Raw genomic sequence first — 25,501 nt, 5'->3', positions numbered from 1 at the left:
GTCAGTTCAGATCCTCCAGCACCTTGGTCTGCCGGAATCCGATCAGGGAGATCGCGGCAACGAGCACGAAGATAATGATCGAGAAGGCGCTGGCGAGACCGTAGTCCCGTTCGGAGCCGACGAAGGCGACCTTGTAGACCATCGAGATGAGCAGATCCGTGGATCCCACGTTGATGCTCGCGTCGGTGAATTGCGGCCCGCCGTTCGTGAGCAGGAAGATCAGCCCGAAATTGTTGAAGTTGAACGCGAAGGACGCGATCAGCAGCGGGGCCACCGCCACGAGCAGCAGCGGGAACTTGATGAGCCGGAACGTCTGCCAGACGCTCGCCCCGTCCACCCGCGCGGCCTCGACGACGTCGTCGGGCAACGACTGCAGCGCACCGGTGGTCACGAGGAACATGTACGGGAAGCCGAGCCACAGGTTCGCGATGAGGATCGCCCCCTTGGCGAGCCAGGGATCCGTGAGCCACGGGATGGACGCGCCGCCGAGCACCACCTGATTGATGAAGCCGAAGTCCTTGTTGAAGAGGCCGGCCCAGACCAGCGCGGACAGGAACGCCGGGAACGCGTACGGCAGGATCATGATCAGCCGGTAGTACTTGCGGCTGCGCATCTTCGGATCGTTGAACACGATCGCGAGGAAGAGGCCGAGGATGAACGTCGTCGCGACCGAGAGGATCGCGAACGCGAACGTCCACAGCAGCACGGCGAAGAACGGGCCCCGGATCGACTGGTCCGAGAACGCGCGGACGAAGTTGTCCATCCCGACCCAGACCTGCCAGCCGGGCTGCAGAGCTTTGCCGTCCTCAGCAGTGAACGCACCTTTGCCGGTGTCGCTGTAGACGACGCCGGTCTTGGTGTCGGTCATCGTGTCGGCCTTCGGATCCCACTTCAGCGTCGAGGTGAACAGGTACGCCTTGGATCCGTCGGTCGTCTTGAGATAGCCCTCGTTCAGATCGTGCGAGAGCGGCACGGCGAGGGCGGCGATGTCGTCCTGGTGGGCGATCACGCTCGGGAAGTCGAGGGTCGTGAAGCCGGGTGCTCCATCGGCGGTGATGCCGGGCTCGGTCGAGAGCGGGCGGTCGGCGCCGCCGATGAGCGGCGCGGCGCTGCCGGGCTCCGAGGTGAGGAAGAAGTACTTCCCGTCCTTCTCCAGCACCTTCACGGAGAACGTCGGCGAGTCCGCCACGCGGGTCTGCGACTGCAGCAGCAGCGCCTGGACCGCATCGTCCTTGGTGGAGTTGTGCCCGGATCCATAGTTCGTGAAGGCGACGTATCCGGAGTAGAGCACCACGAAGATCTGGAAGATCAGCAGGAACACGAGGCCCGGCGTGAGGTACTTCGCGGGCAGGAGCCCGGGGATGAGATAGACCGCGTTGATCGCGAGGACGCCCACGGCGACCAGCACGGCCGGGGTCCACTGCGCGCTCGCGGCGAGTGCGAACACGGCGTACAGCGCGAGGGCGTCGATCACCGCGAGCGCGACGATCTTGACCAGCCACACCTTCCAGCCGGCCGATGCGGCCTCGGCGTAGGCCGCGGCGCGTCGCTGGCGGCGGCTCCTGGCCCTGTCCTCGGCGGACATGACCGTCTTCTCCTGCACGGCAGGACCCGTCATCTCGACCCCTTCACAACGTCGTCAGCGGGCGGTGGTGCGGGGAGGCGCGCGATCGCGCGCCTCCCCGCACCGGGTTCTGGACCGGGTCAGCCGATCTTCGTCTGGATCGCCTGGGCCATGCTGGTCCAGGTGCTCGCCGGGTCGGCGCCCTTGATGATCGCGACCTCGGACTTGCCCCAGTCATCCCACACGGAGCCCATCTCGGGCACCGAGGGCATCGGGACGGCGTTCGCGCCGACCTTGGCGAAACCGGCGACGGCCGGGTCGGACTGAGCGGCCTGGAACGATTCGGTCAGTGCCGGCGGACGTCCGCCGGCCTTGTAGAGCGCGGTCTGCACCTCTGGGGTGGCGAGATAGTTCACCAGGAACTCGTTCGCAGCGAGGGTGTTCTTCGACTTCGCGTTCACGAAGAACGCCTGCACGCCGGCGAACGGACGGGCCTCCTGGCCGCCGGCGCTCGGGATCGGGTCGACGGAGACCTTGATTCCCGCCTTCTCGGCGTCGGGCAGGTTCCACGGGCCGCTGATGAAGTACGGGGCCTCGCCGGCGTTGAACGCGGCCTTGGCGAGGTCGCCGGTGAGACCGGGGTTGAAGATGCCGGCCGCGCCCTGCGCACCCAGCCAGGCGGCGAACTTCTGCCCTGCCTCGTCGCCGATCGTGAGCTTCTTGGCGTCGTAGCTGCCGTCCGCGTTCTGCGCGAAGACCTGGCCGCCGAACGACGTCTCGAACGGGTAGGTGTGGTACGCGTCGCCCGTGGCGGCGTCGAGTCCGATCAGGAACGGGTACTTGGTACCCGCGGCCTTGCCCTTCGCGATCATCTCGTCATAGGTGGCCGGCGTGGAGTCGGCGAGGGCGGTGTTGCGCAGCAGCGCGATGTTCTCGATCGCGTAGGGCAGCCCGTAGACCTTGCTGTCGTAGGTGACCGCCGACATCGCGACCTTCTCGAACTTGGAGGCCGAGTCGCCCAGCTCGATCGGCGCGACCAGGCCGTCCTTGACGAAGGATCCGATCCAGTCGTGCGCGCCGATCGTGATGTCGGGCCCCTTGCCGGTGGGGACCTGGGCGGTGAAGTCGTCGCGGATCTTGCCGAAGTCCTTGACCACCAGGTTGATGGTGATGCCCTTGTCCTTCTTGAAGTCGGCGGCGACCTGCTTCATCGCGGCCGCTCGGTTGGAGTCGACCCAGACCGTGAGCGAGCTCGCGGTCTTGTCGCCGCCCGCGGACGATCCGTTGCCGCTTCCGCTGCCGCCGCAGCCGGTCAGCGCCAGCGCGCCGGCCACGAGGAGTGCGCCGAACGCGACGACGCTCTTCCTGTTCACCTTCATCGGTGTACCTCTCTCGGTGCTTCGTGGGGGCGTGATCGGCTCCGATCATGCGCCGGATCGGCGCGCGCCCCGCCTGCCAGAACGCAAGCGTTTACAGTATGCGGATCTGGATCGGATCGCGCAACCCTCGCTTGCGGCATTCCCCATCGCGACAACTCCGCTAGATCCGCATCAGTATTGGCATCGGGGCAGACACGACACAGGCTTGCATTGCACGGAAGCGTTTACAACAATGATCCGAACGGGCCTCGCCGGTCTCTCCTGCGAACCACGCCCGCCGGGCGGGACCGGTACCCTTCCTTGACCCGACTTCCCAGGAGGCCCCGTGGCTGACATCGCCGATGTGGCGCGTCTCGCCGGTGTGTCCACCGCCACGGTCTCGCGCGCCCTGAACGGGAAGACCGCCTCGGCCGCGACGCGGGAGAAGGTCCTCGCCGCAGCGGCGGAGCTCGGCTACGTGGTCTCGTCGAACGCCTCCGGGCTCGCCTCGGGACGCACCAGGCACATCGGCTTCATGGTGCCGTTCATCGACCGCTGGTTCTTCACGGACCTGCTCACGGGCATCGAGTCCGTGCTGCTCAGCCAGGGGTACGACGTGACCCTGTACGACCTGCAGGGCAACGAGTCCCAGCGCGACCAGGTGTTCGGCAGCTCGCTGCGCCGCGCGAGCATCGACGGCCTGATCGCCGCGAGCATCGAACTGACGCCCGACGAGGTCCGCGCGCTGCGGGCGCTCGGCAAGCCCGTGGTCAGCATCGGCGGATACATCGAGGGCGCAACCGCGGTCGACGTCGACAACGCGCGGATGGCGACCCTCGCCACCGAGCACCTGCTCTCCCTCGGGCACACCAGGATCGCCTACGTCGGGGCCGGGCGGACGATCGCGAGCGCGTTCCAGCTCGGCGACGCGCGGTACGACGGCTGGCTGTCGGCCATGCGCGCCGCGGGGCTCGAGGTCGAGGAGACCGGGTTCTGGGAGGCGGACTTCGACATCCCCTCCGGATATGCGGCGGCGAAGGCGCTGCTCGCGCATGACCGGCCGACCGCGATCTTCGCCGCGAGCGACGAGATCGGGATCGGCTGCATGCTCGCCGCGCGCGACCTGGGTCTGCGCGTCCCGGACGACCTGTCCGTCGTCGGCATCGACGATCACAAGCTGTCGGCGTTCTTCGGGCTGACCACGCTCGCGCAGGATCCCGCCGGTCAGGGTCGTCTCGCTGCGCATCTGCTGCTGGCGCAGCTGGACAATCCGGGGGCCGCCCCCGAGCACCGCACGCTCACTCCGCGGTTCATGGTGCGCTCCTCGACGGCGCGCCCGGGCGGCGCCGTGCACGAAACCGCCTGACGCCGACGCTCGTTACACTGCCTGTATGGCTGACAGCTCATTCGACATCGTGTCCAAGGTGGATCGCCAGGAGGCCGACAACGCCCTCAACCAGGCCCGCAAGGAGATCGAGCAGCGCTACGACTTCAAGGGAGTCGGCGCCTCGATCGCGTGGAGCGGCGAGAAGATCGTGATCCTGGCGAACTCGGACGAGCGCGCGCGAGCCGTGCTGGACGTGTTCCAGACCAAGCTCATCAAGCGCGGCATCTCGCTGAAGAGCCTGGAGTCCGGCGAGCCCACCGCGAGCGGCAAGGAGTTCCGTCTGGAGTCGACCCTCAAGGAGGGCATCAGCTCCGAGAACGCGAAGACGATCGGCAAGATCATCCGCGACGAGGGCCCGAAGTCGGTGAAGTCGCAGATCCAGGGCGACGAGCTGCGCGTGCAGTCCAAGAGCCGGGACGACCTGCAGGCCGTGATCGCGCTGCTCAAGGGATCCGACCTGGATCTCGATCTGCAGTTCATCAACTTCCGCTGAAGCAGGAATCTGACCTGGGATTTCTTACCCACGGCTCGCGAGGAGTGTGCGAGATCAACGAGAGATCGCACGCTGCGGACTCTTTGCGTCAAGGAGTCACGATCGCGGAGATCGGCGGCATTCGCAGCCCAATCGCGCGCCTCCTCCTCGATGCAGACCACGAGCTTCAGCGTGGACTTCAGGAACCGTCCCGGATTCGCCACAGTGGCGCGTCGGGCATGATTTCCTGTAGTCGCTCCTCGTTGATGTAGGTGCGGCGTCGGAGCCGATCGAAGTCCGCATCCTGGTGGGTGTAGCGCCGATCGACTGTGCCCCCGCGCGGGTGGCGTAGCCAGGGCCGGACACCAGTCGAGCGCGGGCATGCGCGTCCTCCCGCGCACGCCCGCGCAGAGGAGTGGCCCTCACCCAGGGCGCAGGCGAGGGCCACTCTGGGAGGCTTGGTCAGGTGCGGGTGCCGCCGACAGCCATCGACCGCCACAGGTCGAACTGGCGGTCGTTGCCGTTGTACGACGCGGACACCATCGGGCCGGAGTTGTCGATCTCCTCCTGGGTGGTGAGCTGGCGAACGTATCCGGGGCCGACGAGGGCGGTGCCGCGGTTGGGTGAAGAGATCTTGATCATGTTGTCCTCCAAGGGAAGTGTGGGCTGAAGTCCGGTGACGCGTGCGGTGAGGAAAGGAACGGGGTCGATCTGCCCGTTGCCGGGATCGACCTCGAAGTGAAGGTGGACGCCTTCTGCGTTGCCAGTCGCGCCCATTGTGCCGAGAATCGTTCCCGCGTAGACGGTCTGTCCGACCGATACAGGCATGCTGCCGTCGACCATGTGGAGATACCGGGAGACATACCCGCCATGGTTGATCCAGACCTGATTGCCGCCGTTGCCCCATTTGCCGACGTCGGTGACTGTTCCGCCTTCGACCGCGCGGATCGCCGAGAATCCGATGAAGTCGGTGCCGTAGTGCCAACCACCGTCACGGGGACCGAAGGGGCTGGTGACTGTCGGTTGAGTCGCCGATCCGTTGGGCCAGACCACGGGGCCGGCGCCCATCGCGAGGGTTGGATTGATGGCGAGATCGACACCGAGAGCTGCCGCAGTGGCGGCAACTCCGCCTCCGATGAGCATCGATCGACGCGTCATCTTCGGTCCCGCTGGAGTGGTTAAGGGTCTCTGTGGAGGGCTCATGCGTCACAATCTAGGGCGCGTCAAGCGCTTTCCGCTGTCCTCTCTTTTGCCTACAGACAGCGCCACGTCGTACCCCTAGATTTGGGCGGCGTGCGTCTATATTCAGGCGATCGATTCTGGCGGAACCGTGGGAACACCACTGGGTTTGTCGGTGAACTCCGCGACTCATGCAACTTCCGCTGATCCGGCGCGCTGCCTCGAAGCCGGGGCGGCCTGTCGATCGCGCGCCTCCTCGATCGTCACCTTTCCGAACGGAACCTCCGTTCCGGAAAGGAAACGTCATGGACAGCATGCATATCACCGGAGTCCGCACGGTCAGCATCCCGGTGAACGACCAGGACGAGGCGCTGCGCTTCTACCGTCGGCTCGGGTTCGCGGTCCTGCGCGACGCACCGACGCCGAGCGGCCGCTGGATCGAGCTGACTCCCGGACGCGGGAACGTGATCCTCACCCTGGAGCCGGCCGATGCCGCGGTCCATCGCGGATCGATCGGGATCCGGTTCACGTCCGACGACGTCGACGCCGCCCACGCCGCGATGCTCGCCGAGGGCATCGACGTCGACGAGATCCTGCGGTGGCCCGGCGTGCCGGCGATGTTCGCGTTCCGCGACCCCGACGGCAACGCGTTCTCGATCACGGGTGCGGATCCTTCGACGGATCACGGTGCCGGTGGGAGGATCGCATCATGAGCACGGTCGGACCGCTGGACATCGCCTTCACCGCCACGCTCGGGCGCGTCCGCGAGGGCGACACCTGGATCTGCGTGCAGCTGCCGGACTCCGCGACGATCTTCGGCACGCGGGGGCTCGTCAAGGTCTCCGGAACCGTCGACAGGCACCCGTTCGACGGCGCCTTCATGGCCTTGGGCGACGGCACCCACAAGCTTCCGGTCTCGAGCTCGATCCGACGGGCGATCGGCAAGGCGGAGGGCGATGACGTCGCGGTGCATCTCACCCGCCGGCGCAGCTGAGCCCCGCCCTCGACTCTCGCTCCGACCCCGAGGAAGCCCGGAACGTCGCGGAATCGCCGCTCGATGTCGCCGAATGCACGGCTCCCCCTCGCTTCGATACCGGTATTTGGGTTTGCCCGCTCCCGGTGAGATAGTGCTGTTCTGGGGTAACTACTTGGGGGTAGTGATGGGCGAACGCGGTCCGTTGACTGGCGTAGTACGGTCGCCGCTGGGGGCGACGAAACAACTCCTCGCGGAGGAGGTGTATCAGCAGGTCGGTGCGTCGATCATCGACGGCACGCTGCCGGCGGGATCGCGCATCAGGGATGCGGATCTGGCCGAGAAGTTCGGCGTCTCACGGATGCCGATCCGCGAGGCGCTGCAGCGGCTCGAGCGGGTCGGCCTGGTCGAGATGTATCCGAGCCGGTACACGCAGGTCACCGAGGTCCCGCCCGAGCTCACGGCGAAGACCCTGGAGTACGCGGGCTATCTCGGCGGGGCGGTCGCGGCGATCGCCGTGCCACGGCTGAGCGCCGCAGAGTGCAAGGAGGCCGCCGCCCTGGCCCGCGCCCTGGACGACGGCCTCGACGATCCGGCCGCACTCTCGACGGAGCGCTGGGCCCTCCTGCACTATCTGGCCGAACGGTGCGACAACGCGATCCTCAGCTCCGTCCTGGACGAGACCAGCATGCCGCTGACGCGCAACCTGCGACCGTGGTCCGTCGACGCGTCGCAGCGCGAGGCCATGCGCGGGCGGCATGCCGCCCTGGCCGAGGCGATCCTCGCCGGCGACGGCCGCTCCGCGGAGCACCTCATGCGCGCCATCCATCTCGTGGACTGAGTCCGGATCGGGATCCGTCCCCGATCCGCGTCCGCGAGGGCGATCAGGCCTGCGACGTGCGCCGGGCCGCTCGGTCCGCGGCCGCCCATCCGTCGACCCAGTACCCGAGCCGGTCGTAGGCCTGCTCACGCGCATCGTGCCGGGACAGGAACACGTCATGCAGCGCGCCGTCGATCCGCTCGATCGTGACCGAGGGGCCGATCTTCAGCGCGGCACGGGCGATGTCGTCGACGACCAGCACGCTGTCCGCGCGGGTGAGATCGTCCGACCAGGCGGTCGGCACGGCGCTGCGCGCCGACAGCAGCACGCACACCGGAACGCCGATCGCGATCCCCGCCGCGATGGTCGCGTGACCTGCCAGGATCGCGTGCAGCCACCCGGCGTGCACGGCCATCGTCTGCGCTGGTCTCCAGGCGAGGTTCACGTCCACGGGATCCGCCGGGTCAGCGGCCTCCTGCTGCGCACGGGTGTAGTAGCCGAGATCGACCTGCGGCGCCCGGTCGAGCGGGCGGTACTTGGCACGCAGCTCCACGAGCGGCGTGATCGTCTCGCGCGTGAAGCGCGGCAGCTGGAACTCCAGCCACGGGCTGTTCAGGATCACCGCGGAGGCGATCCCGGGGTTGCGGGCCGCCCACAGGCTGAGGATCAGCCCTCCCGTGGAGTGGCCGAGCAGCACCAGCCGGCGGCCGACCGCCTCGGATCCGGTCTGCATCGCCGCGAGGGCGGCCGCGATGTCCTGGTCGTAGTCGGCGAGGTTCCCGATGTAGCCCGGGGTCTGGTGCTCGCGCAGGCTCCGGCCGTACTTGCGCAGGTCCAGCGCGAAGAACCGGGCGCCGCGGCCGGTCCAGAACCGCGCCAGCCGCTTCTGGAAGAAGTAGTCCGACCAGCCGTGCACGTACAGCACGTCGGTGTCGGCGAGCTGGCGGCCGTCTCCGAACAGCTGCTGCCACGCGGTACGCTGCGGCAGGGCTCTCACCAGGGTCGCGACGACCTCACCCTCGTCGTCCGATCCGAGCGGCAGCGTGAGCTGCTCGAACTCGTCGCCGAGTACGTCGGCCGTCCACACGGCGGGGTCGGAGCGACTCATGGACCCAGAGTATCCGCGCCGCCCGGGGTCGCTCGCGGTTCCTCCTCCCCTACGCTGGGCACACCGACGCACGCCGCACAGGAGGAACCATGATCCGCACTCGACTGCATCGTTCGATCGCCGGCCTCGTCGCGGGCGCCGCACTCGCGACCGCAGCCCTCGGGCTCGCCGGCTGCTCCGGCGGCGCGACACCCGCCGAGAGCACGAGCAGCGCCACCGGGACCACGGGGGCCGGCGTGCTGCCCCCGGTCATCGCGGACCTCGGCTCGATCGATGGGACCACGGTCCAGGTGCCCCTCGGCAACACGATCGACCTCACCGGCGACGACAAGGACTTCACGCACTGGACGGCCGACATCACCGACCCGAAGATCCTCTCCTTCGTGCCGGGAAAGGACGACGGATCCGCCCAGTTCAACCCGGGCCTCGACCCCCTCGCCGAGGGCACGACGAAGGTCACGATGGACAACAGCGCCTCGGGCGCGCACGTGGACTTCACGGTCGAGGTGACCGCCGAGAAGTGACGGATCCGCCCTTCGTCTCGCCTACGGCTCGCTCAGGGACCGGGCTCGACCGGGGAGGTCACTCCCCGCGGGAGACGCGGACCATGTCCTCTCGCGGCACGAGCTTGACGCGGGCGCGCTCCTCGGGGGCGCCGAGCGCGATCTCGTGCTCGTCCAGCCGGTGCCAGCCGTCGAGGTCGGTCCAGCGCACGCCGCGCTCGGCGAGCAGCGCGGGGATCGCCTCTTCGGACGGATCCTCCGGCTGCCACCAGGAGCCCTGATCGTTGATGAGGTGGCGCACGGTCTCCATCGCGTCGGACTTGGTGTGGCCGATGAGGCCCACCGGTCCCCGCTTGATCCAGCCGGTGGCGTAGATGCCCGGCACCCGCTGGTTGGAGTCCTTCGCGAGCACCTGGCCCTCGCGGTTCGGGATCACGCCGTGCTTCTTGTCGAACGGCACCCCGTCCAGCGGCGAACCGAAGTATCCGACCGCGCGGTAGAGCGCCTGGATCGGCACTTCGCGCATCTCCCCGGTGCCGACCGCGCCGCCCGTGCCGTCGGGCTTCGTGCGCTCGTAGACGAGCGCGGCGACGCGGCCGTTCTCGTCGGAACGGACCTCGACGGGACGCGCCCAGAAGTGCAGGTGCAGACGGCGCGACGCGGATCCGCCGGCGTTGTTCACCGAGTCGCGCTTGCGCCAGGCCTGCAGCACCCGGTCGATGACCATGACCTGCTTGTTGCTGGCGATCGCGTCGCGGGACGCTTCGTCGTAGTCGAAGTCCTCGTCGTAGACGACCATGTCGACGTCGCGCAGCTCGCCGAGCTCGCGCAGCTCGAGAGGGGTGAACTTCACCTGCGCCGGCCCGCGGCGGCCGAACACGTGCACGTCGGTGACGGCGCTGGCCTTCATGCCCTCGTAGACGTTCGCCGGCACCTCCGTGACCAGCAGGTCATCGGCGTGCTTCGCAAGCATGCGCGACACGTCGAGCGCCACGTTGCCGTTGCCGATGACGGCCACGGACGCCGCATCGAGCGGCCACTCGCGCGGAACGTCGGGGTGCCCGTCGAACCAGCTCACGTAGTCGGCGGCGCCGTAGGATCCGACGGCGTCGATCCCCGGGATGTCCATGCCGGTGTCGCGCCGGGCGCCGGTCGCGAAGATCACCGCGTTGTAGTGCTGCTTCAGGTCTTCGAGCGTGATGTCGGTGCCGAAGTTCACGTTGCCGAACAGGCGGATGTCGCCGCGGTCCAGCACGTCGCGCAGGGCCGTGATGATGCCCTTGATGCGCGGGTGGTCGGGGGCGACGCCGTAGCGGACCAGGCCGTAGGGCGCGGGCAGCTGTTCGAAGAGGTCGATCGACACGTCAAAGCGCCGTTCGGCTTTGAGCAGGAGGTCGGCAGCGTAGATGCCGGCGGGGCCGGCTCCGACGATGGCAAGCCTGAGCTTGGTCATGGTGGTTCCTTTCGGCAGCAGGACGTCAGCTGCTGCGGTCCGCGAGCGACTCCGCGAACCGGGTCAGGGCATCGCGCACGGGCCCCTTGGGCAGTACGGCGAGCTCGTCGATCGCGCCCTGGGTCCAGCTGCGGGCGAGGTCGAGGGTCTTCCGGGTGACGGCGTGGTCGCGGAGGCGGGCGAGGGCGTCGTCGAGGATCGCCGGATCCTCGCCCTCGGCGATCCGCTGCACGCCGGCGTCGATCTCCGCGGCGAGGGCGACAGACTCCGGATCCGTCTCGACGCTGAGCAGCAGCGAGGGCATGGTCGGAACGCCCGCACGCAGATCCGTGCCCGGCACCTTGCCGGTGTCCTCGGGCTTCGCGGAGAGGTCGATCACGTCGTCGAGCAGCTGGAAGGCCACGCCGACCTTCTCGCCGTAGTCGCGCAACGGTTCCTCGTACTCGGCGGGTGCGCCGGAGAAGATCGCGCCGGCCTGCGTGGACGCGGCGATGAGGGATCCGGTCTTGTCGGCGAGCACCTGGATGTAGAACTCGACCGGGTCGTCGCCCTCCTGAGGGCCGACGGTCTCGTGCATCTGCCCGAGCACGAGACGCTCGAAGGTGTCCGCCTGCAGCCGGATCGCGCGGTCGCCGTGGCGCGACATGAGCTGGCTCGCCCGGGAGAACAGGATGTCGCCGGTGAGGATCGCGATGTTGTTGCCCCACACGGTCTGGGCGGCCGGAACGCCGCGGCGACGATCCGCGCCGTCCATGACGTCGTCGTGGTACAGCGAGCCGAGGTGCGTCATCTCCAGCGCTTTCGCGATGTCGATGACCGCGGGCACGTTTCCGGCGCCGAGCTGCGCGGTGAGCAGGGACAGCACGGGGCGCACGCGCTTGCCGCCCGCCTCGTAGAGGTAGCGGCTGGGGGCGTCGGCGATCGAGTCGGCGACGCGCAGGTCGACGGCGAGGCCCTCTTCGACCAGGTCGAGGCCCGCCTCGACCTCACGGGCCAGCTTGCGCGCGGCGGGGCCGACGAACACGCGGTCGCTGAAACCGAGACGGCTCGCGAGGCGCGAACCCGTGGCGGCGGGGCTCGAAGTCACGTCGTCCAGCCTACCCGGGCGCGAACCGTCCCCGGTTCCCGGGGTCACGCCCGCGGCTTGCGGGCGCGATGCAGCGCGACGATGCCGAAGGACAGGTTGCGCCAGGCGACGTCGATCCAGCCGGCCTCGCGCAGCCAGCTCGCGAGAGTGCGCTGGTCGGGCCAGGCGCTGATGGACTCGTTGAGGTAGTCGTAGGCCTCGCCGTTCGTGCCGGCCAGACGGGCGACGCGCGGCAGCACCTGCGCGTTGTAGAACCTGTAGAAGCCGCGCAGCAGCTTGGCCGGCGGCGTGGAGAACTCGTTGATCACGACGCGGCCGCCGGGCTTGGTGACGCGGAACAGCTCGGCGATGGCCTTCTTCGGGTCCTGCACGTTGCGGAGGCTGTACGACATCGTGACCGCATCGAAGGAGTCGTCGTCGAACGGGAGGTCGGTCGCGTCCGCCTCCACGAAGCTGAGGTTCGACAGGTCTCCGTGCCGGCGCTTCCCCTCGGCGAGCATGCCCGGCGAGAAGTCGGCCGCGACCACGTCGGCGCCGCTGCGGGCGAGCGCGGCCGAGGAGGAGGCGGTTCCGGCGCCGAGATCGAGGATCCGCTCGCCCTTCTTCGGCGCGACCGCGCGGGTCGTCGCCGCGCGCCAGAGCGCGTCGTTGCCGACCGTCATCACGGTGTTGGTGCGATCGTAGCCGGCCGCGACCTGGTCGAACATGCCGCTGACACGGGACGGATCCTTGCCGAGGTCTGCGCGGTTCGGCTGCTCGTTCGCACTCACGGGTCCAGCCTACGCGGGCGGAGCCGTGCGCACGCCGGACGCCGTGCGTCGTGCGTCACCGGCGACTACCGGCGCACCGACAGGGCGAGAGTCTCGAGCCGGTCCAGCCAGACGTCGGCCGTGGCGTCGTCGAACGGCGGCAGCTGCGCGCGCACGCGCTGGGCGAGGTCGGCGGCGAGGGCCTCGAGGTGCCGCTGCACCTCGAGGGGGTAGCCGTACTGCACGCGATGCTCGTCCCACTCGTCCTCGTCGTCGATCCAGGTGCCGCGCTCGCCCTCGACGCGCACGACGTCGAGGTCCATGTCGATGCCCGTGAAGAGCACCGGCGCGCCTTCGCCCTGAGCGAGGGACCCGTCATCCTCGACGGCTCCGGGGATCCGGTGCCCGAGGTCCTCCGAAGGGCCTTCCGCAGAGTTCGAGGGGCGCAGATCCCAGGCGAGGTCGATGTAGATCCGCATGCCGTGGGGGTGGTCGCGGTTGACGGTGAGGGCGTAGTCGCCGCTCGGCGGCACGAGCGTGACATTGGGGCCGTGCGCCGTGAAGGTGCGGCCGGGGCGTGCGCTCCCCCAGCCGGCGGGCTGGCCCACCCAGTCGCCCCACTCGTCCGCGCCGAGGTAGACGCACTCGTGACGCCAGTGCGGGGATCCATCCCATTTGCGCCACTGGAAGACGATCTCGGTTCCGAATGCGGGGCGCTCTGAGGTCACCGTGCCACTCTATGGCGCGACCCTGACGCTCCCCGGGGCACAGTGGCGCTTCCGGCACGCAATAGGCTGGATCCGTGAGTGCCGGCCTGGTCGTTCAGACGCGAGAGTTCGACCTCGCCGACGACCTGCTCGCCTACGCGGATCCGGTGGATCCGCGGGCGTGGCTGCGCCGCGGCGACGGGATCGTCGCGGTCGGATCCGAGACCGCGACCGTGGTCCGGATCGCGTCCGGCGCAGAGCCCCGCACCACCGCGCTCAGCCGCGCCTGGGACGGGATCCGCGCCTCCGCGCGCATCGACGACGCCGTGCGGCTGCCCGGCACGGGCCTCGTCGCGTTCGCCGCGCTGGTCTTCGACGACGCCTCCGCCGCGGACAGCGTGCTCATCGTTCCGCGCACCGTGATCGGCCGGCACGGCGGACGCACCTGGATCACGCGCATCGTCGACGCCGGTGATGCGGACGTCTCGGTCGACACCTCCGCCGGCGATGCGGATGGCGCGCCGGCAGACCACGGTTTCGCGGACGACGTCCCGGCGCCCACCGCCCTCGGCCCGCACTGGGCGGGCACGCTCGGCCCCGGCGCGCAGACGGCGCAGGGCTACCAGGCCTCGGTGCGCCGGGCGCTCGCCGCGATCGCCGACGCGCGGTACGGCAAGGTCGTGCTGGCGCGCGATCTCGTCGGCACGGTGCCGGCCGGATCCGACCTCCGCCGCCTGGTGCGCGCCCTCAGCACCGAATACCGCGACACCTGGGCGTTCGCGGTGGACGGCCTCATCGGCGCAAGCCCGGAGACACTCGTCACCGCGCAGGACGGCGTGGTGACCGCCCGCGTGCTGGCCGGTACGGCCGCGCGCGGTGCGGATGCCGTGACCGATGCCCGCGCCGCGGCGTCGCTCGCCGACAGCCCCAAGGACAACGACGAGCACGCGTTCGCGGTGCGCAGCGTGGTGGCCTCGCTCGCCCCGCACACGACCGCGCTCGACGCGGAGGGCGGCCCCTTCATCCTCGAGCTGCCGAACCTGTTCCATCTGGCGACCGATGTGCGGGCGCGCCTCAGCGACGGCGCCTCCGCGCTCGACCTCGCCGCCGCGCTGCATCCGACGGCCGCGGTCGCCGGCACCCCGACCGATGCCGCGATCGCGGCGATCCGCGAGCTCGAGCCCTTCGACCGGGGGCGCTATGCCGGCCCCGTGGGCTGGATCGACGGGCACGGCAACGGCGAATGGGCGATCGCGCTGCGGTGCGCGCAGTTCGACGTGACCGGATCCGGGTCCGGCCAGCCGATCCCGCTCACCGCCTACGCGGGTGCGGGGATCGTCGCCGGCAGCGACCCGGAGACGGAGCTGCTCGAGACCCGGGTGAAGTTCCGCCCGATCGTCGACGCCCTCGCCTGACCTCGTCTCCGCCGCCGGCAACCGACACCCCACTTCCGAGTCGTCCCCATCAGCGCACGCTATGGGGTCCGCTGACGGGGACGACTCGAAGGAAGAAGTCCGTGGGGTCACTGACGCAGCGACATCGGGGTCACATCGAATGCGCGGTGAAACGACATCGTGGGGCACATCGAACGCGCGGTGAACGGCGTGGGAGAACGCGGCGGGCGAAGAAGAGCCCAGCGCACCGGCGACATCAGCGACGGCGCGGTGAGGCGAGAATCGGGAGCGCGTTGCCGCCCTCCCGATTGCTATGAGCGGATCAGGAACTCCACGCCGTCGGGGTCGCGCAGGATCGTCGCTCCGGTCGGGCCGGCGCCGAGCAGCGTGGCACCGAGTGACGTCAGGCGCTGGAGCTCTCCCGCGAGCCCTCTCTGATCGACCGCGAGCACGAACACCTGCCGTGACGGGTCGCGCGCGGGGTCGACCGCATCGCCGCTCCAGGCCAGCTTCGTGCCGCCGGCAGGCGACTGGATCGCGGTCTCCTCGTCCTGATCCCAGACCAGGGGCCAGCCCAGCGCCTCGGACCAGAACCGGCCAGAGGCTCGCGTCCCTTCACAGGTGGCCTCTCCGAGTGGCCCGCACCCGTCCAGATACCGGTTCTCGTCCTGGATCGCGCAGAACTCGTCTCCGGTCGGGTCGGACATCACCGCGTAGCTTCCGGGAGGGATGTTCCCACTTCCAAGCAGGCGGCCGCCGGCTTCCTCCGCTGCCGCGATCGTCTCCCCTTGTGTGCGCTCGGCCCGGCTCAGATGCAGGTGCACGCGGTTCTTGAGCGGAGAATGCGCGCCGCCCCGGCCGAACCGCAGGCCCACCTGTGTCGGCGTCCCCGCCAGGAGGATGCCGTCCGCGTCCTCCTGCGGCGTGCGATGGAGCATCGTCGCCCAGAACGCGGCGGCACGGGCGGGATCGGTGCCGCGAAACATCACGGATTCGAGTTCCAGCGGCATGGCTCGAGGGTAGCTGATCGCGGGATCCAAAAGACTGTCCCTGGGTGCCGGATCCCTCGTGCGCCTGATACCCGGCATCAGGCGCCACACTCCACCCGGATATGCGAAAACCCCTGATTTCTCGGGGGTTTTCATGGCGGTGACGGTGGGATTTGAACTTCCGGGGCAGGCCCATGTTTCCGCGCCCGCCGCAAGATCCGGCGGAAGTTGGGTATACACCGGTGCCCTTCAAACTACCTCGGTAGACACTTTGGGCGGGCAAATTGTGAGCACGAGCCCCGTACGTTGATACGTCGAAATACCCCACATACAGCACTCAATATAGTACATAGATTCTACCGCGGGTAAAGTGCAATCGTGCACGTGATCCAGTTCGCCCGCTTGCAGTGGCTCGTGGTGGACAACCGCTGCCGCGCCCGCTTCCTCATCGTCGAAGGACCGCTCGTGCTGCGCGAAACCGGCGAGACGATGATGAAGCACCGCATCGAATGGTGGGCGCCGGTTCCGAAGAAGCGTCACGTCAAAGCCGTCTGCGACGGGCTCCTCGCCGCAGAGAACTGGCGCCGTGACGAGATCCGCCGCACCGCCGAGGAGAAGGCGAAGATCTCGGCGTCAGTCGCGCGCGACGGGTTCTGATCTCAGCGGGCAAAGCCAGTGTGCGGTCACGGTCGCTGACGTGCGTGAGGTCGCTGCGCGCGGACCAGTCGATTCATTTGAATCTAGACACACTCCGCACAAACCTATCGGCTGACGAGGGCACCGTCTGTAGGCAAAAGTGAGGACAGCGCAGATCGTCAGGGCGCTCATACGTTGGTTTTATGACACCACCCAAGAAGGAACCGCCGCCCGGAGCAGTCTCACTATCTCGACGCTCACTGATTCTTGGCGTGGGCGCTGTTGCTGGCGCTGCCACAGTTGGCATCGACCTTGCCGGGCGCCCCTTGTCGGCCTCCGCCGCCGGCACCGTCTGGCCCAACGGATCAACCACCCGCCCAACGATCAGCGATCCGTTCGGCTGGCGCCCACCCGGATCGGCCGGGCTTCCGTTTCACGCTGGAGTTGACTTCGTCGGCTTTCCCACGGCGCATGCAGTAGAGGCCGGAACAGTCGTCGCGATCGGATGGCTGTCGGGTTGGGAAGCCGGCGGCTATCAGGTGCTGGTTCAGCATGCCGGCTTCACATCTCGCTACTTGCACATGGTCAATGGCAGCGCTCAAGTCAGCACGGGCCAGTCCGTATCCGCCGGAACGCCGATCGGAACCGTTGGCAACACCGGCGGTTCCTACGGCGTGCACCTCCACCTCGAAATCAACCCGGGAAACGGACAGATCGACCCCGTCCCATTCCTCACTGCCCGGATCAACGGCACCACGCCGCTCGCACCCTCACCGATTGGACTCGACGTGACCTTCCTCTGCATCACACCCATCAACGGCTCCAACGCAGACGCCGGAATCTATCGCTGGGTCATGGACCCCGCGGCAGGGACGAAGCGCAACATCGATGGCGCCGAGTACGACTTCCTCAAGACTGTCGGCTACCGCGAACTCAGCGGCCTCCAGTCACCGGCCGTCTCGTACCGATACCAGCAGATTTCCCCTTCGCCGACCCAGCCCTGATCAAACCAGAAACAGTCCGCCGCGTCGGGAACGACAGAAGACCCCCACCACCGGCCAAGCCGGGGCGGGGGGTCTTCGTCGGTCAACGGTAGTCGCGACGCAGTTTGACATCTCCGCGAATCACGGCGAGCACCGCAGTAGCCGTGATGCCGGCCGCGAGCATCGCGCCGTAAGCCTGCGTGGTCGTTCCCACGAATGCGCGCTTGGCCGCGAGCTTCACCGCGGCTGGGATGATCTGATCAGCCATCCACCTTCTCCTTCTTCTTCAGAGCTGCGATGCTCGCCACGATGGCGGCGGATCGCTTCTCGTGGTTCTTCTGCCAGTCGTAGAGCTGCGAACTTCGCCGCGAGGTCGTTCACAAGCTCTAGAAGCTGGGTCACCTCGTCGCGCAGGTTCGTGTCGTGGTCGTTCTCCACCTGATGGCGGATCCGCTCCATGCACTCGGGCAGCTCACCGAGCGCATCGACGAGCTACACGGCGCGGCGGATGAAGCAACGGGCTTGCTCGTCGAAGAGCTGAACTTCGTTCGCCGACGCGCCGCGGTCGCCCACAATGCGGTCATGGTTGGCTCGACGATCGTCGTCGGCACGCCGAAGGGGCACCGACAGCGGTGGATCCCGTGGCCCGAGTTCCTACGGCCCTACCTGACGGCCGCCATCGCGGGGAAGGGTCGCGAGCGGATGGTGTTCGGCGACGACTTCTCGCTTGTACACCTTCCGAACTCGAAGGATGCCTGGTTCGCTGGCGCCGTCAAGCGTGTGCAGGCGCAGGATCCGTCGATGCCGCGCGTCACCCCGCACGATCTGCGCCACACGACGGCATCACTCGCGATTGCCGCAGGGCCAACGTGAAAGCCCTGCAGCGGATGCTCAACTGCCTCGGCAGCGATGACACTCGACACGTACGCCAACCTCTTCGACGATGACCTGGAAGCTGTTGCGGATGCCCTCGAATCGCGGCGTGGTCAAATCGTGGGCAAGGCGTCCTGAGCGGAAATGAGCAAGGCCCCAACTTCCCAGTGTTTCCTAGGAGAGTCGGGGCCTTGCTGGTGGCGGTGACGGTGGGATTTGAACCCACGGTAGGGGGTTACCCTACACAACTTTTCGAGAGTTGCACCTTCGGCCGCTCGGACACGTCACCGCGGAATAGCTTACGCGACGGCGGGATCGATCGCGAATCGGGCGATGCCGCCCGGGCGCGTCTCGTCCGAGCCACCGGATCCAGGTCACCTGCGCGGCATGACGAGTCCACCGGATCCTGCCGAGAGCACGGCATGTCGACGCCAATGTCCCGTGTACTCGACGGGATCCCGCACACTCGGCGGCGACAGACCGAGCCCGCCGTCGTCACCAGGCCGCGGCGACCTCGGCGTGGGTGCGCAGGACGCCCTCGGTGGATCCGGCGGGGGCGCGTCCGATGCCGCATTCGGTGCCCACGCCGAACTCGGCGACGTGCGCGGAGGCGGCGGCGATGCGGCGTTCCGCGTCCCCGGAGCCGTCCTCACGGTGAATGAGCCCCAGGTACAGCTCGACGCCGTCGCCGAGCGCGAGCGCGTCGAGCGGGGCGAAGTACGCGTCGTCGTCGCGCTCGATCGGGACGGGCAGGTGCAGCCAGGTCAGCGGACGTCCGGCCGCCGCGACCACGGCGTTCGCGTAGCGGACCAGCGTCCCGGCGTCGACCGGCTCGATGAAGTGCCTCTCGGCGGCGTCGCCGTAGCAGAGGTGCACGCCGACCTCGACGTCCGTGGGCACCGCGTCCACGAGCGCCGCCAGGCGCGCGACGAGGCCGTCGAACGGATCACCGGGCCACCACGCGTCCATGACCTTGCCGTAGCCGGCCGCGCGCTCGATGATGCCCAGCTCGCTCGCGACGTCCCACTGGATCGCGAGGTCGGCGTGCGGGATCGCGGCCAGGATCTGGTCAAGCTCACCGAGGAGCGCCGCCGTGTAGACCGGCTCGATCGCCGCGCGGTCGCCGCCCGCGAAGAACGATGCGACCACGGCGAGGGGCGTGGGCAGCGACACCTGGAAGCGCACGCCCTCGGCGATCGCGCCCTCCGCGCGCAGCCGACGGAAGGTCTCGTAGGACTCGAGCGCCGCGGACGCGTAGCCGAGCGGCGGCAGCGCGATCGCGGATGCGTCGACGCCGTCCTCGATCCGCAGGGGCCGCGCGTCGAGACCCGCGCCGAAGGGGATCCGCTCGGCGCCGACCCGCTCGATCCCCTGCGCCTGCCCGAGCACATCGGGCTGGAACATGATCCAGTGGAAGCGGACGCCGACCTCGCCGTCGGGGATGCGCCGCAGCCGCGGCCCGAGGAGCTCGGCGGCGGTGCGCATCGTGGTCTCGGCGTCGGCGTAGTTCACGCTGCCGACCAGCAGCGCTCCGCGGGGGTTGGTCATGCCTGCCAGCGTAGGACGGTTCCCGGAGCCGGTTTTGCACGGTGGCATCCCGCACCCGCCCCACGTCATCGAGTTAGGATGCCCTAAGTAGCTTGCGAAAGACGGATCGGAGGACGCCGCCATGTCGCACATCCACTCGCCTGCACTGGAGAAGACCGGATTCGCGGTGCTAGATCCGTACGACCAGACCGCGGACCCGGCCGAATGGCTCGATCTCGAGTACGCGCCGTGGCGCTCGTCGGGCGTGACCCGGTTCGCGGCGCTCGCGAGCCACTCCGGCGACGCAGACTGCGACGGCTTCTGGAACCGCACCCCGCCGCGCACCGACAAGGACGGCGTCTGGGTCGCGGCGCAGACGGCCCTGGCCCCGACGCTCGTGCGGCGCGCGCAGGAGGCCGGCGCGAACATCGGGCGCTGCCGCGTGGTCGAGCTGCAGCCGAACACCTACGCCGACGCGATCTACAACCTGCACCAGGACGATAACAACCGCCTCAACCCCGACGGCACGGGCTGGGTCGTGCGCGGCTTCTACAACCTCACCGACGACCCGGAGTCGCTGCTGATCCTGCGGCAGGACCGCTTCGATCCGGCCACCGAGGTGCGGCTCCCGCTGCCCGCCGGCTCGCGGATCGTCGTCGACACCCAGCGCTTCTGGCACGCGGTCTGGCATCGCGGCACGGCGCCGCGGTACGCGCTCATCACCTCCTGGACCTCGGGTCCGGAGCTCGACGCGCACCTCGCCGCCGAGCACGCACGCTCCGACGTGACGTCGGCGCCGCTGGATCCGGGCGTCATCGACGATGCCCAGCAGGAGCTGCATCGGCGCATCGAGGAGCGTCGCCACGCCTTCGAGGCGCTCGGCGAGGTGCTCGAGCCCACCGTTCCGCTCTGGCCCTGACGGCCCCCGAGATCCGGGCCGGGCTTCGGGATCCGGGCTTCGCGATCCGGACCGTGGGATCGGATCAGTCGGCCGGGATGAGGCGGACGCCCGCGGCGACGAGATCGCGGAGCGTCGGATCCGCGGGATCCGCATCCGTGACGACGCCGGCCACCTCGTCCAGTGCCAGGACGCCGAACCGGGAGGCCGTTCCGATCTTCTCCTCACTCGCGAGCACGTAGGTCTCCGCGGCGCGTGAGGCGAGGATGCGCTTCATCGCCGCTTCCTCGGGATCCCCCGTGGTCAGCCCCGCCGTCGGATGGACGCCCGTGACGCCGAGGAAGAACAGGTCGGCGCTGATCCGCTGCGCCGCCTCGACGGCCGCCGCCCCGCAGGCCACGGCGGAGTGCTTGAACAGCTGCCCGCCGATGAGGAAGACGTCGGCGGCATGATCGAGCAGCGCGGCGGCGACCGTCGGACTGTGCGTGATGACGGTGCACGGCAGCGCGAGCGGGATCTCGGCGACCATCGCGAGCGCCGTGGTGCCGCCGTCGAGGATCGCTGTGGCACCCGGCTCGATGAGGGCTGCGGCCGCGGCGGCGACCCGCACCTTGCTGTCCGGGGCCACGGCCGTGCGCCGCCCGTAATCGACCACGGCGGGCGATGCCGGGAGCGCGCCGCCGTAGACGCGCACCGCGAGTCCCGCCGCATCGAGCTCCCGCAGGTCGCGGCGGATGCTGTCCTCCGACAGGCCCAGCTCTGCGGCGATGTCCTTCGCGACGAGACGGCCGTCGCGGCGCAGTCGTTCGAGCAGCATGTCCTTGCGCGCGGCAGCCAGCATTCCGAATCCTTCCGATTCATGCACGTTTCTGCTGTATTGTACCCGATATGACGAAGCCACTCATGATCCTCATCGCCGGCCCCTACGCATCGGGCACCGGAGGCGACCCCGCGCTCATGGCGCAGAACCTGGCCCGACTCGAGGAGGCGGCCTGGCCGATCTTCCGCGCAGGACACATCCCGATGATCGGCGAGTGGGTGGCGCTTCCTGTGCTGTCCAGCGCCGGTGCGACCGGCCCCGGCGATCCCCTCGCGACCGAGGTGATGTACCCGACCGCCGAGCGACTGCTGCAGCACTGCGACGCGGTGCTGCGCCTGCCCGGCGAGTCCCGCGGGGCCGATCAGGACGTCGCGATCGCCGAGGGTCGCGGGATCCCGGTCTACCGCCGCCTCGCGGAGGTGCCGGGGATCGCCGCCTGACCCACGCGGCGGCCGACGGGCGCGGCGGCGACACCCCACCGCGCCCGGCGGCCGGGGCCCGCCGCGCTCAGGCCTCGACGGCGCGTATGCGTCCCGCATCGAGCCGGACGGTCCGGTCGATCGTGCCGGCCGGCGGCTCGACGTGCGACACCAGGACGACGGTCTGGGATCCGGCCGCACCCAGCAGGTCGCGCAGCAGCGCGTCGGACGCGTCGGGATCCACCCCCGCCGTCGGCTCGTCGAGCACGAGCACGGGGAATCCGCGCAGGATCGCCCTGGCGAGCGCGATGCGCTGCGCCTGGCCGCCGGAGACGAGGGCGCCCCGATCCCCCACCCGCGCGTCGAGCCCGCCGCGCTCCTGCACCCAGGGGCCGAGGCCGACCCGGTCGAGCACCGCGAACAACTCGACATCGGTCGCCGTCTCGCGCGCGAACAGCAGGTTCTGCCGGATGTCCTCGTCGAAGAGCATCGGATCCTGCTCGCACAGCCCGACGTGGCGTCGCAGCTCCGGCCCCGCCACCAGGGCCGCGTCGTTGTCGCCGACGCGATAGGAGCCGCCGAAGCGGAGGAAGCCCACGAGGACGGCGGCGAGCGTCGACTTGCCCGCGCCGCTGGATCCGGTGACGAGGATCCGCTCGCCCGGCGCCACGTCCAGGTCGAGGTCGCGCAGGGCGGGGGTGCGGGCGCCCGGCCACGACGCGGTCACTCCGCGGAGGCGGAGCGCCCCGTCCTCGATGCGACCTTCGCCCTCGTCGCCGCGCACTTCGGCGGGCAGGGCGGAGGGCAGCAGCGCGTGGATCCGCTCCGCGCCGGCGCGTACGCCTCGCCACGCCGAGGCGGCCTGCGGCACGGCGGAGAACACGTCGAACACGGCCATCGGCAGCAGCACCGCGACCGCGAACCATGGCGCGTCGACGGCGCCTCCGGCCTGCCCCGGCGCGGCGACCGCGAGCGCCCAGATCGAGGCGGCGCCGGCCGCGAGCGACACGACCGCGGAGGACAGCGCCTGCGCGACCGCGGCCCTGGTGGCCGTGCGCCGCAGGGCGTCGTCGGCGTCGCGGATCCGTCCGCGCGCGACCGTCTCTGCACCATAGGCCTGCAGCACGTCGAGCGCGGTGAACTCGTCGACCAGGGCCCCGGCGAGCTCGGCGCGGTCGCGGCTGAGCGCGCGTTCGGCGCGTCCTCCTGCGATGCCGCCGAGCATGACCGCACCGGCGACGGCGAGCACGAGGCAGACGGCGAGCGCGAGGGCCGCCGAGGGGGCGATGGCGGCGAGGACGCCGATCGAGACGAGCGCCACGACACCCCCGGTCAGCAGCGGCTGCACCACGCGCAGGGGTAGGTTCTGCAGGTTCTCCACATCGTCGACGAGGGCGGCGAGCACCGAGCCGCGGTCCGTGGAGCCGAGCCCCGCCGGGGCCAGCGGAGTGAGCCGGCGCAGGACCGCGACCCGCAGATCCGCGAGCCGGCCCAGGGCGGCGTCGTGCCCGACGAGGCGCTCGAGGTACCGGGTGACGGCGCGCGTCACGGCGAAGAAGCGCACCCCGACGATCGCGACCGACAGCGGCACGAGGTTGTCGACGAGCGACGCCGTGACGATGAGCCAGCCACTCACGAGCAGCAGGCCGACCGCGGCCGCCGCCGAGACGATCCCGGCCAGGATCGCAGGCAGGAACCGACGGGCGCGGGGCATCGCGAAGCGCAGGATCCCCCCGACGGAGACCGGGAGATCCGTCGCGGGTTCGGGTCGCACTTTCGGCTCTTCCGGACGCCTCGGAGCAGCCGAAAGTGCGACCTGAGCGGGAACGGACGGAGCGGGAGGGGCGCCGATCTGCACCACCTGGTCGGCGATCGCGCGGGCGGACTCCCGGTGCGACACGAGCAGGACCGTTCCCCCGTCGTCCGCGGCGCGGCGCAGCGACGCCCACAGTCGCTGCTCCGTCTCGGCGTCGAGGGCGCTCGACGGCTCGTCGAGCGCGAGCACGCCCGCTCCGGATCCGAGCCGGTACAGTGCGCGGGCCACGGCGACGCGCTGCGCCTGGCCACCGGAGAGTCCGGCGCCTTGCACGCCGAGCTCCTGCGCCGGATCCAGGTCGGGCGCGGCGGCGTCGGCGAGCGCGACGCGCACGCGCGCGAGGTCGGGCGCGGGGTCGCCGAGTGCGACGTTCGCGGCGATCGTGCCGCGAATGAGGCCAGGGCGCTGACCGGCCCAGGCGAGCCACGTGGCCGGATCCGGATCCGCCGCACCCTCGGCCGCGACGGTTCCGTCGTGCTCCGCCGCCCCACGCAGCGCCGCGAGCAGACTCGACTTGCCGGATCCGCTCCGCCCTTCGATGAGCGTGACGGTCCCCGGCTCCGCCACGAACGACACCTCCGGCAGCCGCCGCGCCCCGTGCCGCACCGCGACCCCGTCGACGACCAGCCGGACCGCCCCTCCCGTTCTGACGCGCGCAGCCGGCGCGATCCCGGCCCGATCCTCCGCACCGTGCGCACCCTGGACGCCGGGCCCGGCCGCGGACGGATCCGACTCCAGAACCTCGAAGACGTCCTCGGTCGCGGCGACGCCCTCGGCCGCGGCGTGGAACTGCACACCGACCTGGCGCAGCGGCAGGAACGCCTCGGGCGCCAGCAGCAGCACGAACAGGCCGACGCCGAGGCTCAGCTCGCCGCCGAGCAGGCGCAGGCCCACCGAGACGGCGATGATCGCCACCGCGAGCGAGGAGAGAAGCTCGAGCGCGAAGCCGGAGAGGAACGAGTACCGCAGCACGCGCATGGTCTCACGGCGGTACTGGTCGGCGGTCTCGCGCATGCGGGCGGCCGCGCGGCGCTCCCGCCCGAACAGGCGCAGCGTGGCCAGGCCCTGCACGGTGTCGGCGAACCGTGCCGCGAGCGCGTGCAGCACCTGCAGCTGCGTGCGCTGCACGCTGCGGGTGGCGATGCCGATGAGGATGAGGAACAGCGGGATGAGCGGCAGCGTGACGGCCGCCGCGAGCCCGCTCGGCCAGTCCTGCCACCACATCACGGCGACGATGACGGGTGTCGCGATCGCGGTGAGCACGAGCTGCGGGATGTACCGGGAGAAGTACGGATCCAGTGCGTCGAGCCCGTGCCCCGCCGTGACCGCGAGCGCGGCGCGGTTGCGCGTGCCGAGCCAGGCAGGGCCGCGGCGGGCGATCGCGTCGAGCAGGGCCGTCCGCAGCTCCCGCCCGGCCTGCGCGGCGGCGCGGGCGCCCCACGCCTCCGACACCCAGAGCAGCACCGCGCGCACGAGCACCACGAGTGCGAGCCACGGCAGGTGGCCGAGCGGCGAGCGCCCCTCTGCCACGTCCGTGATCCCCGCGGCGAGCAGCCCCGCGAACGTGATCGTGACCGCGGTCTGCACGAGCGCGATGCCCGCCGAGACCGCGAGGTAGGTGCGCGCGGCGGGCGCCCACCGCAGCAGCCGCGGATCGATCGGCTTCATCGGATCCGCTCCGCCCCCGCGACCGCGTGCGCCCCCGCGTGCGAAGCGTCCCCTCCGCCTTCGCCTCGTCCCCATGAGCGCACGCCCTGGGGTGCGCTCATGGGGACGACTCGGAAGT

At 69.9% G+C, this 25,501-nt stretch carries 25 protein-coding genes and 1 tRNA gene; 12 read left to right on the top strand and 14 right to left on the bottom strand.

What is annotated here, in order from left to right; genetic code table 11:
- Window position 1: 1 nt before the first annotated feature.
- Complete coding sequence (locus tag ACFC1J_RS05975; RefSeq protein WP_375903418.1) at window positions 2-1,618, bottom strand: ABC transporter permease subunit; 1,617 nt, start codon at window positions 1,616-1,618, stop codon at window positions 2-4.
- 86 nt (window positions 1,619-1,704) lie between these two features.
- Window positions 1,705-2,943, bottom strand: coding sequence for an extracellular solute-binding protein (locus ACFC1J_RS05970; RefSeq protein WP_375903416.1), 1,239 nt, complete (start codon window positions 2,941-2,943; stop codon window positions 1,705-1,707).
- 325 nt (window positions 2,944-3,268) lie between these two features.
- Between ACFC1J_RS05970 and ACFC1J_RS05965 the strand changes: the two genes are divergently transcribed.
- Together ACFC1J_RS05965 and ACFC1J_RS05960 are read left to right on the top strand one after the other, a co-directional pair.
- The gene (locus tag ACFC1J_RS05965) at window positions 3,269-4,288 is read left to right on the top strand and encodes a LacI family DNA-binding transcriptional regulator (protein WP_375903414.1); all 1,020 of its coding nucleotides are present in this window, start codon (window positions 3,269-3,271) and stop codon (window positions 4,286-4,288) included.
- 25 nt (window positions 4,289-4,313) lie between these two features.
- Window positions 4,314-4,802, top strand: coding sequence for a YajQ family cyclic di-GMP-binding protein (locus ACFC1J_RS05960; protein WP_375903412.1), 489 nt, complete (start codon window positions 4,314-4,316; stop codon window positions 4,800-4,802).
- Window positions 4,803-5,243: 441 nt separating this feature from the next.
- On the opposite strand, the gene ACFC1J_RS05955 is transcribed toward ACFC1J_RS05960, so the two are convergent.
- Window positions 5,244-5,924 carry a M23 family metallopeptidase gene (locus ACFC1J_RS05955; protein WP_375903410.1) on the bottom strand — a complete coding sequence of 227 codons (681 nt, stop codon included), beginning with the start codon at window positions 5,922-5,924 and terminating at the stop codon, window positions 5,244-5,246.
- A gap of 341 nt (window positions 5,925-6,265) precedes the next feature.
- Here ACFC1J_RS05955 and ACFC1J_RS05950 point away from each other — a divergent pair, with 341 nt between their 5' ends.
- From ACFC1J_RS05950 to ACFC1J_RS05940, 3 genes are all read left to right on the top strand, one after another.
- The gene (locus ACFC1J_RS05950) at window positions 6,266-6,673 is read left to right on the top strand and encodes a VOC family protein (protein WP_375903408.1); all 408 of its coding nucleotides are present in this window, start codon (window positions 6,266-6,268) and stop codon (window positions 6,671-6,673) included.
- Window positions 6,670-6,954: a DUF1905 domain-containing protein gene (locus ACFC1J_RS05945; RefSeq protein WP_375903406.1), complete on the top strand. Its 285-nt coding sequence runs from the start codon at window positions 6,670-6,672 to the stop codon at window positions 6,952-6,954. Before ACFC1J_RS05950 ends, ACFC1J_RS05945 begins: the two co-directional genes overlap by 4 nt.
- Window positions 6,955-7,138: 184 nt before the next feature.
- The gene (locus ACFC1J_RS05940) at window positions 7,139-7,774 is read left to right on the top strand and encodes a GntR family transcriptional regulator (protein WP_375903405.1); all 636 of its coding nucleotides are present in this window, start codon (window positions 7,139-7,141) and stop codon (window positions 7,772-7,774) included.
- Between the two features lie 43 nt (window positions 7,775-7,817).
- Here ACFC1J_RS05940 and ACFC1J_RS05935 read toward each other — a convergent pair whose 3' ends face one another.
- Window positions 7,818-8,861 (bottom strand): alpha/beta hydrolase, encoded by a 1,044-nt coding sequence (locus tag ACFC1J_RS05935; RefSeq protein WP_375903403.1) that lies wholly within the window; start codon window positions 8,859-8,861, stop codon window positions 7,818-7,820.
- A gap of 89 nt (window positions 8,862-8,950) precedes the next feature.
- Between ACFC1J_RS05935 and ACFC1J_RS05930 the strand changes: the two genes are divergently transcribed.
- Window positions 8,951-9,385, top strand: a complete 435-nt coding sequence (locus ACFC1J_RS05930) for a hypothetical protein (protein WP_375903401.1) — start codon at window positions 8,951-8,953, stop codon at window positions 9,383-9,385.
- A 58-nt stretch (window positions 9,386-9,443) separates the two neighbouring features.
- Here the strand turns inward: ACFC1J_RS05930 and ACFC1J_RS05925 are convergent, their stop codons facing one another.
- The 4 genes from ACFC1J_RS05925 to ACFC1J_RS05910 all read right to left on the bottom strand — a co-directional run bounded on the left by ACFC1J_RS05925 (window position 9,444) and on the right by ACFC1J_RS05910 (window position 13,381).
- Window positions 9,444-10,817 carry an FAD-dependent oxidoreductase gene (locus ACFC1J_RS05925; protein ID WP_375903399.1) on the bottom strand — a complete coding sequence of 458 codons (1,374 nt, stop codon included), beginning with the start codon at window positions 10,815-10,817 and terminating at the stop codon, window positions 9,444-9,446.
- Between the two features lie 25 nt (window positions 10,818-10,842).
- Window positions 10,843-11,904, bottom strand: coding sequence for a polyprenyl synthetase family protein (locus ACFC1J_RS05920; RefSeq protein ID WP_375903397.1), 1,062 nt, complete (start codon window positions 11,902-11,904; stop codon window positions 10,843-10,845).
- 44 nt (window positions 11,905-11,948) lie between these two features.
- Window positions 11,949-12,674 carry a class I SAM-dependent methyltransferase gene (locus ACFC1J_RS05915; protein WP_375903395.1) on the bottom strand — a complete coding sequence of 242 codons (726 nt, stop codon included), beginning with the start codon at window positions 12,672-12,674 and terminating at the stop codon, window positions 11,949-11,951.
- Between the two features lie 65 nt (window positions 12,675-12,739).
- A complete protein-coding gene (locus ACFC1J_RS05910) occupies window positions 12,740-13,381 on the bottom strand; it encodes a hypothetical protein (RefSeq protein ID WP_375903393.1) in 642 nt (213 codons plus the stop codon).
- 74 nt (window positions 13,382-13,455) lie between these two features.
- Between ACFC1J_RS05910 and ACFC1J_RS05905 the strand changes: the two genes are divergently transcribed.
- Window positions 13,456-14,775, top strand: a complete 1,320-nt coding sequence (locus tag ACFC1J_RS05905) for an isochorismate synthase MenF (RefSeq protein WP_375903391.1) — start codon at window positions 13,456-13,458, stop codon at window positions 14,773-14,775.
- 290 nt (window positions 14,776-15,065) lie between these two features.
- Here the strand turns inward: ACFC1J_RS05905 and ACFC1J_RS05900 are convergent, their stop codons facing one another.
- A complete protein-coding gene (locus tag ACFC1J_RS05900) occupies window positions 15,066-15,764 on the bottom strand; it encodes a VOC family protein (RefSeq protein WP_375903389.1) in 699 nt (232 codons plus the stop codon).
- A 357-nt stretch (window positions 15,765-16,121) separates the two neighbouring features.
- Between ACFC1J_RS05900 and ACFC1J_RS05895 the strand changes: the two genes are divergently transcribed.
- Both ACFC1J_RS05895 and ACFC1J_RS05890 read left to right on the top strand, forming a co-directional pair.
- Window positions 16,122-16,400, top strand: coding sequence for a hypothetical protein (locus ACFC1J_RS05895; RefSeq protein ID WP_375903387.1), 279 nt, complete (start codon window positions 16,122-16,124; stop codon window positions 16,398-16,400).
- A 182-nt stretch (window positions 16,401-16,582) separates the two neighbouring features.
- Complete coding sequence (locus ACFC1J_RS05890; protein WP_375903385.1) at window positions 16,583-17,383, top strand: M23 family metallopeptidase; 801 nt, start codon at window positions 16,583-16,585, stop codon at window positions 17,381-17,383.
- Window positions 17,384-17,465: 82 nt separating this feature from the next.
- Here ACFC1J_RS05890 and ACFC1J_RS05885 read toward each other — a convergent pair whose 3' ends face one another.
- Window positions 17,466-17,630, bottom strand: a complete 165-nt coding sequence (locus ACFC1J_RS05885) for a hypothetical protein (RefSeq protein ID WP_375903383.1) — start codon at window positions 17,628-17,630, stop codon at window positions 17,466-17,468.
- A gap of 155 nt (window positions 17,631-17,785) precedes the next feature.
- On the opposite strand from ACFC1J_RS05885, the gene ACFC1J_RS05880 reads away from it, so the two are divergent.
- The gene (locus ACFC1J_RS05880) at window positions 17,786-18,235 is read left to right on the top strand and encodes a hypothetical protein (protein WP_375903381.1); all 450 of its coding nucleotides are present in this window, start codon (window positions 17,786-17,788) and stop codon (window positions 18,233-18,235) included.
- A gap of 198 nt (window positions 18,236-18,433) precedes the next feature.
- On the opposite strand, the gene ACFC1J_RS05875 is transcribed toward ACFC1J_RS05880, so the two are convergent.
- Window positions 18,434-18,524: transfer RNA gene (locus ACFC1J_RS05875), tRNA-Ser, on the bottom strand.
- 206 nt (window positions 18,525-18,730) lie between these two features.
- On the bottom strand, window positions 18,731-19,783 hold the full coding sequence (locus ACFC1J_RS05870; RefSeq protein ID WP_375903379.1) for a hypothetical protein: 1,053 nt from the start codon (window positions 19,781-19,783) through the stop codon (window positions 18,731-18,733).
- Between the two features lie 121 nt (window positions 19,784-19,904).
- Between ACFC1J_RS05870 and ACFC1J_RS05865 the strand changes: the two genes are divergently transcribed.
- Window positions 19,905-20,681, top strand: a complete 777-nt coding sequence (locus tag ACFC1J_RS05865; protein WP_375903378.1) for a hypothetical protein — start codon at window positions 19,905-19,907, stop codon at window positions 20,679-20,681.
- 64 nt (window positions 20,682-20,745) lie between these two features.
- On the opposite strand, the gene ACFC1J_RS05860 is transcribed toward ACFC1J_RS05865, so the two are convergent.
- On the bottom strand, window positions 20,746-21,501 hold the full coding sequence (locus ACFC1J_RS05860) for a DeoR/GlpR family DNA-binding transcription regulator (protein WP_375903376.1): 756 nt from the start codon (window positions 21,499-21,501) through the stop codon (window positions 20,746-20,748).
- Window positions 21,502-21,548: 47 nt separating this feature from the next.
- Here ACFC1J_RS05860 and ACFC1J_RS05855 point away from each other — a divergent pair, with 47 nt between their 5' ends.
- Window positions 21,549-21,920, top strand: coding sequence for a DUF4406 domain-containing protein (locus tag ACFC1J_RS05855; RefSeq protein WP_375903374.1), 372 nt, complete (start codon window positions 21,549-21,551; stop codon window positions 21,918-21,920).
- A 67-nt stretch (window positions 21,921-21,987) separates the two neighbouring features.
- Here ACFC1J_RS05855 and cydD read toward each other — a convergent pair whose 3' ends face one another.
- Window positions 21,988-25,383 carry a thiol reductant ABC exporter subunit CydD gene (cydD, locus tag ACFC1J_RS05850; RefSeq protein WP_375903372.1) on the bottom strand — a complete coding sequence of 1,132 codons (3,396 nt, stop codon included), beginning with the start codon at window positions 25,381-25,383 and terminating at the stop codon, window positions 21,988-21,990.
- Window positions 25,384-25,501: the final 118 nt, after the last annotated feature.

This window comes from Microbacterium sp. NPDC056052 (assembly GCF_042266785.1).
Lineage (GTDB): Bacteria > Actinomycetota > Actinomycetes > Actinomycetales > Microbacteriaceae > Microbacterium.
This window is presented reverse-complemented; position numbering and strand designations above follow the sequence as displayed.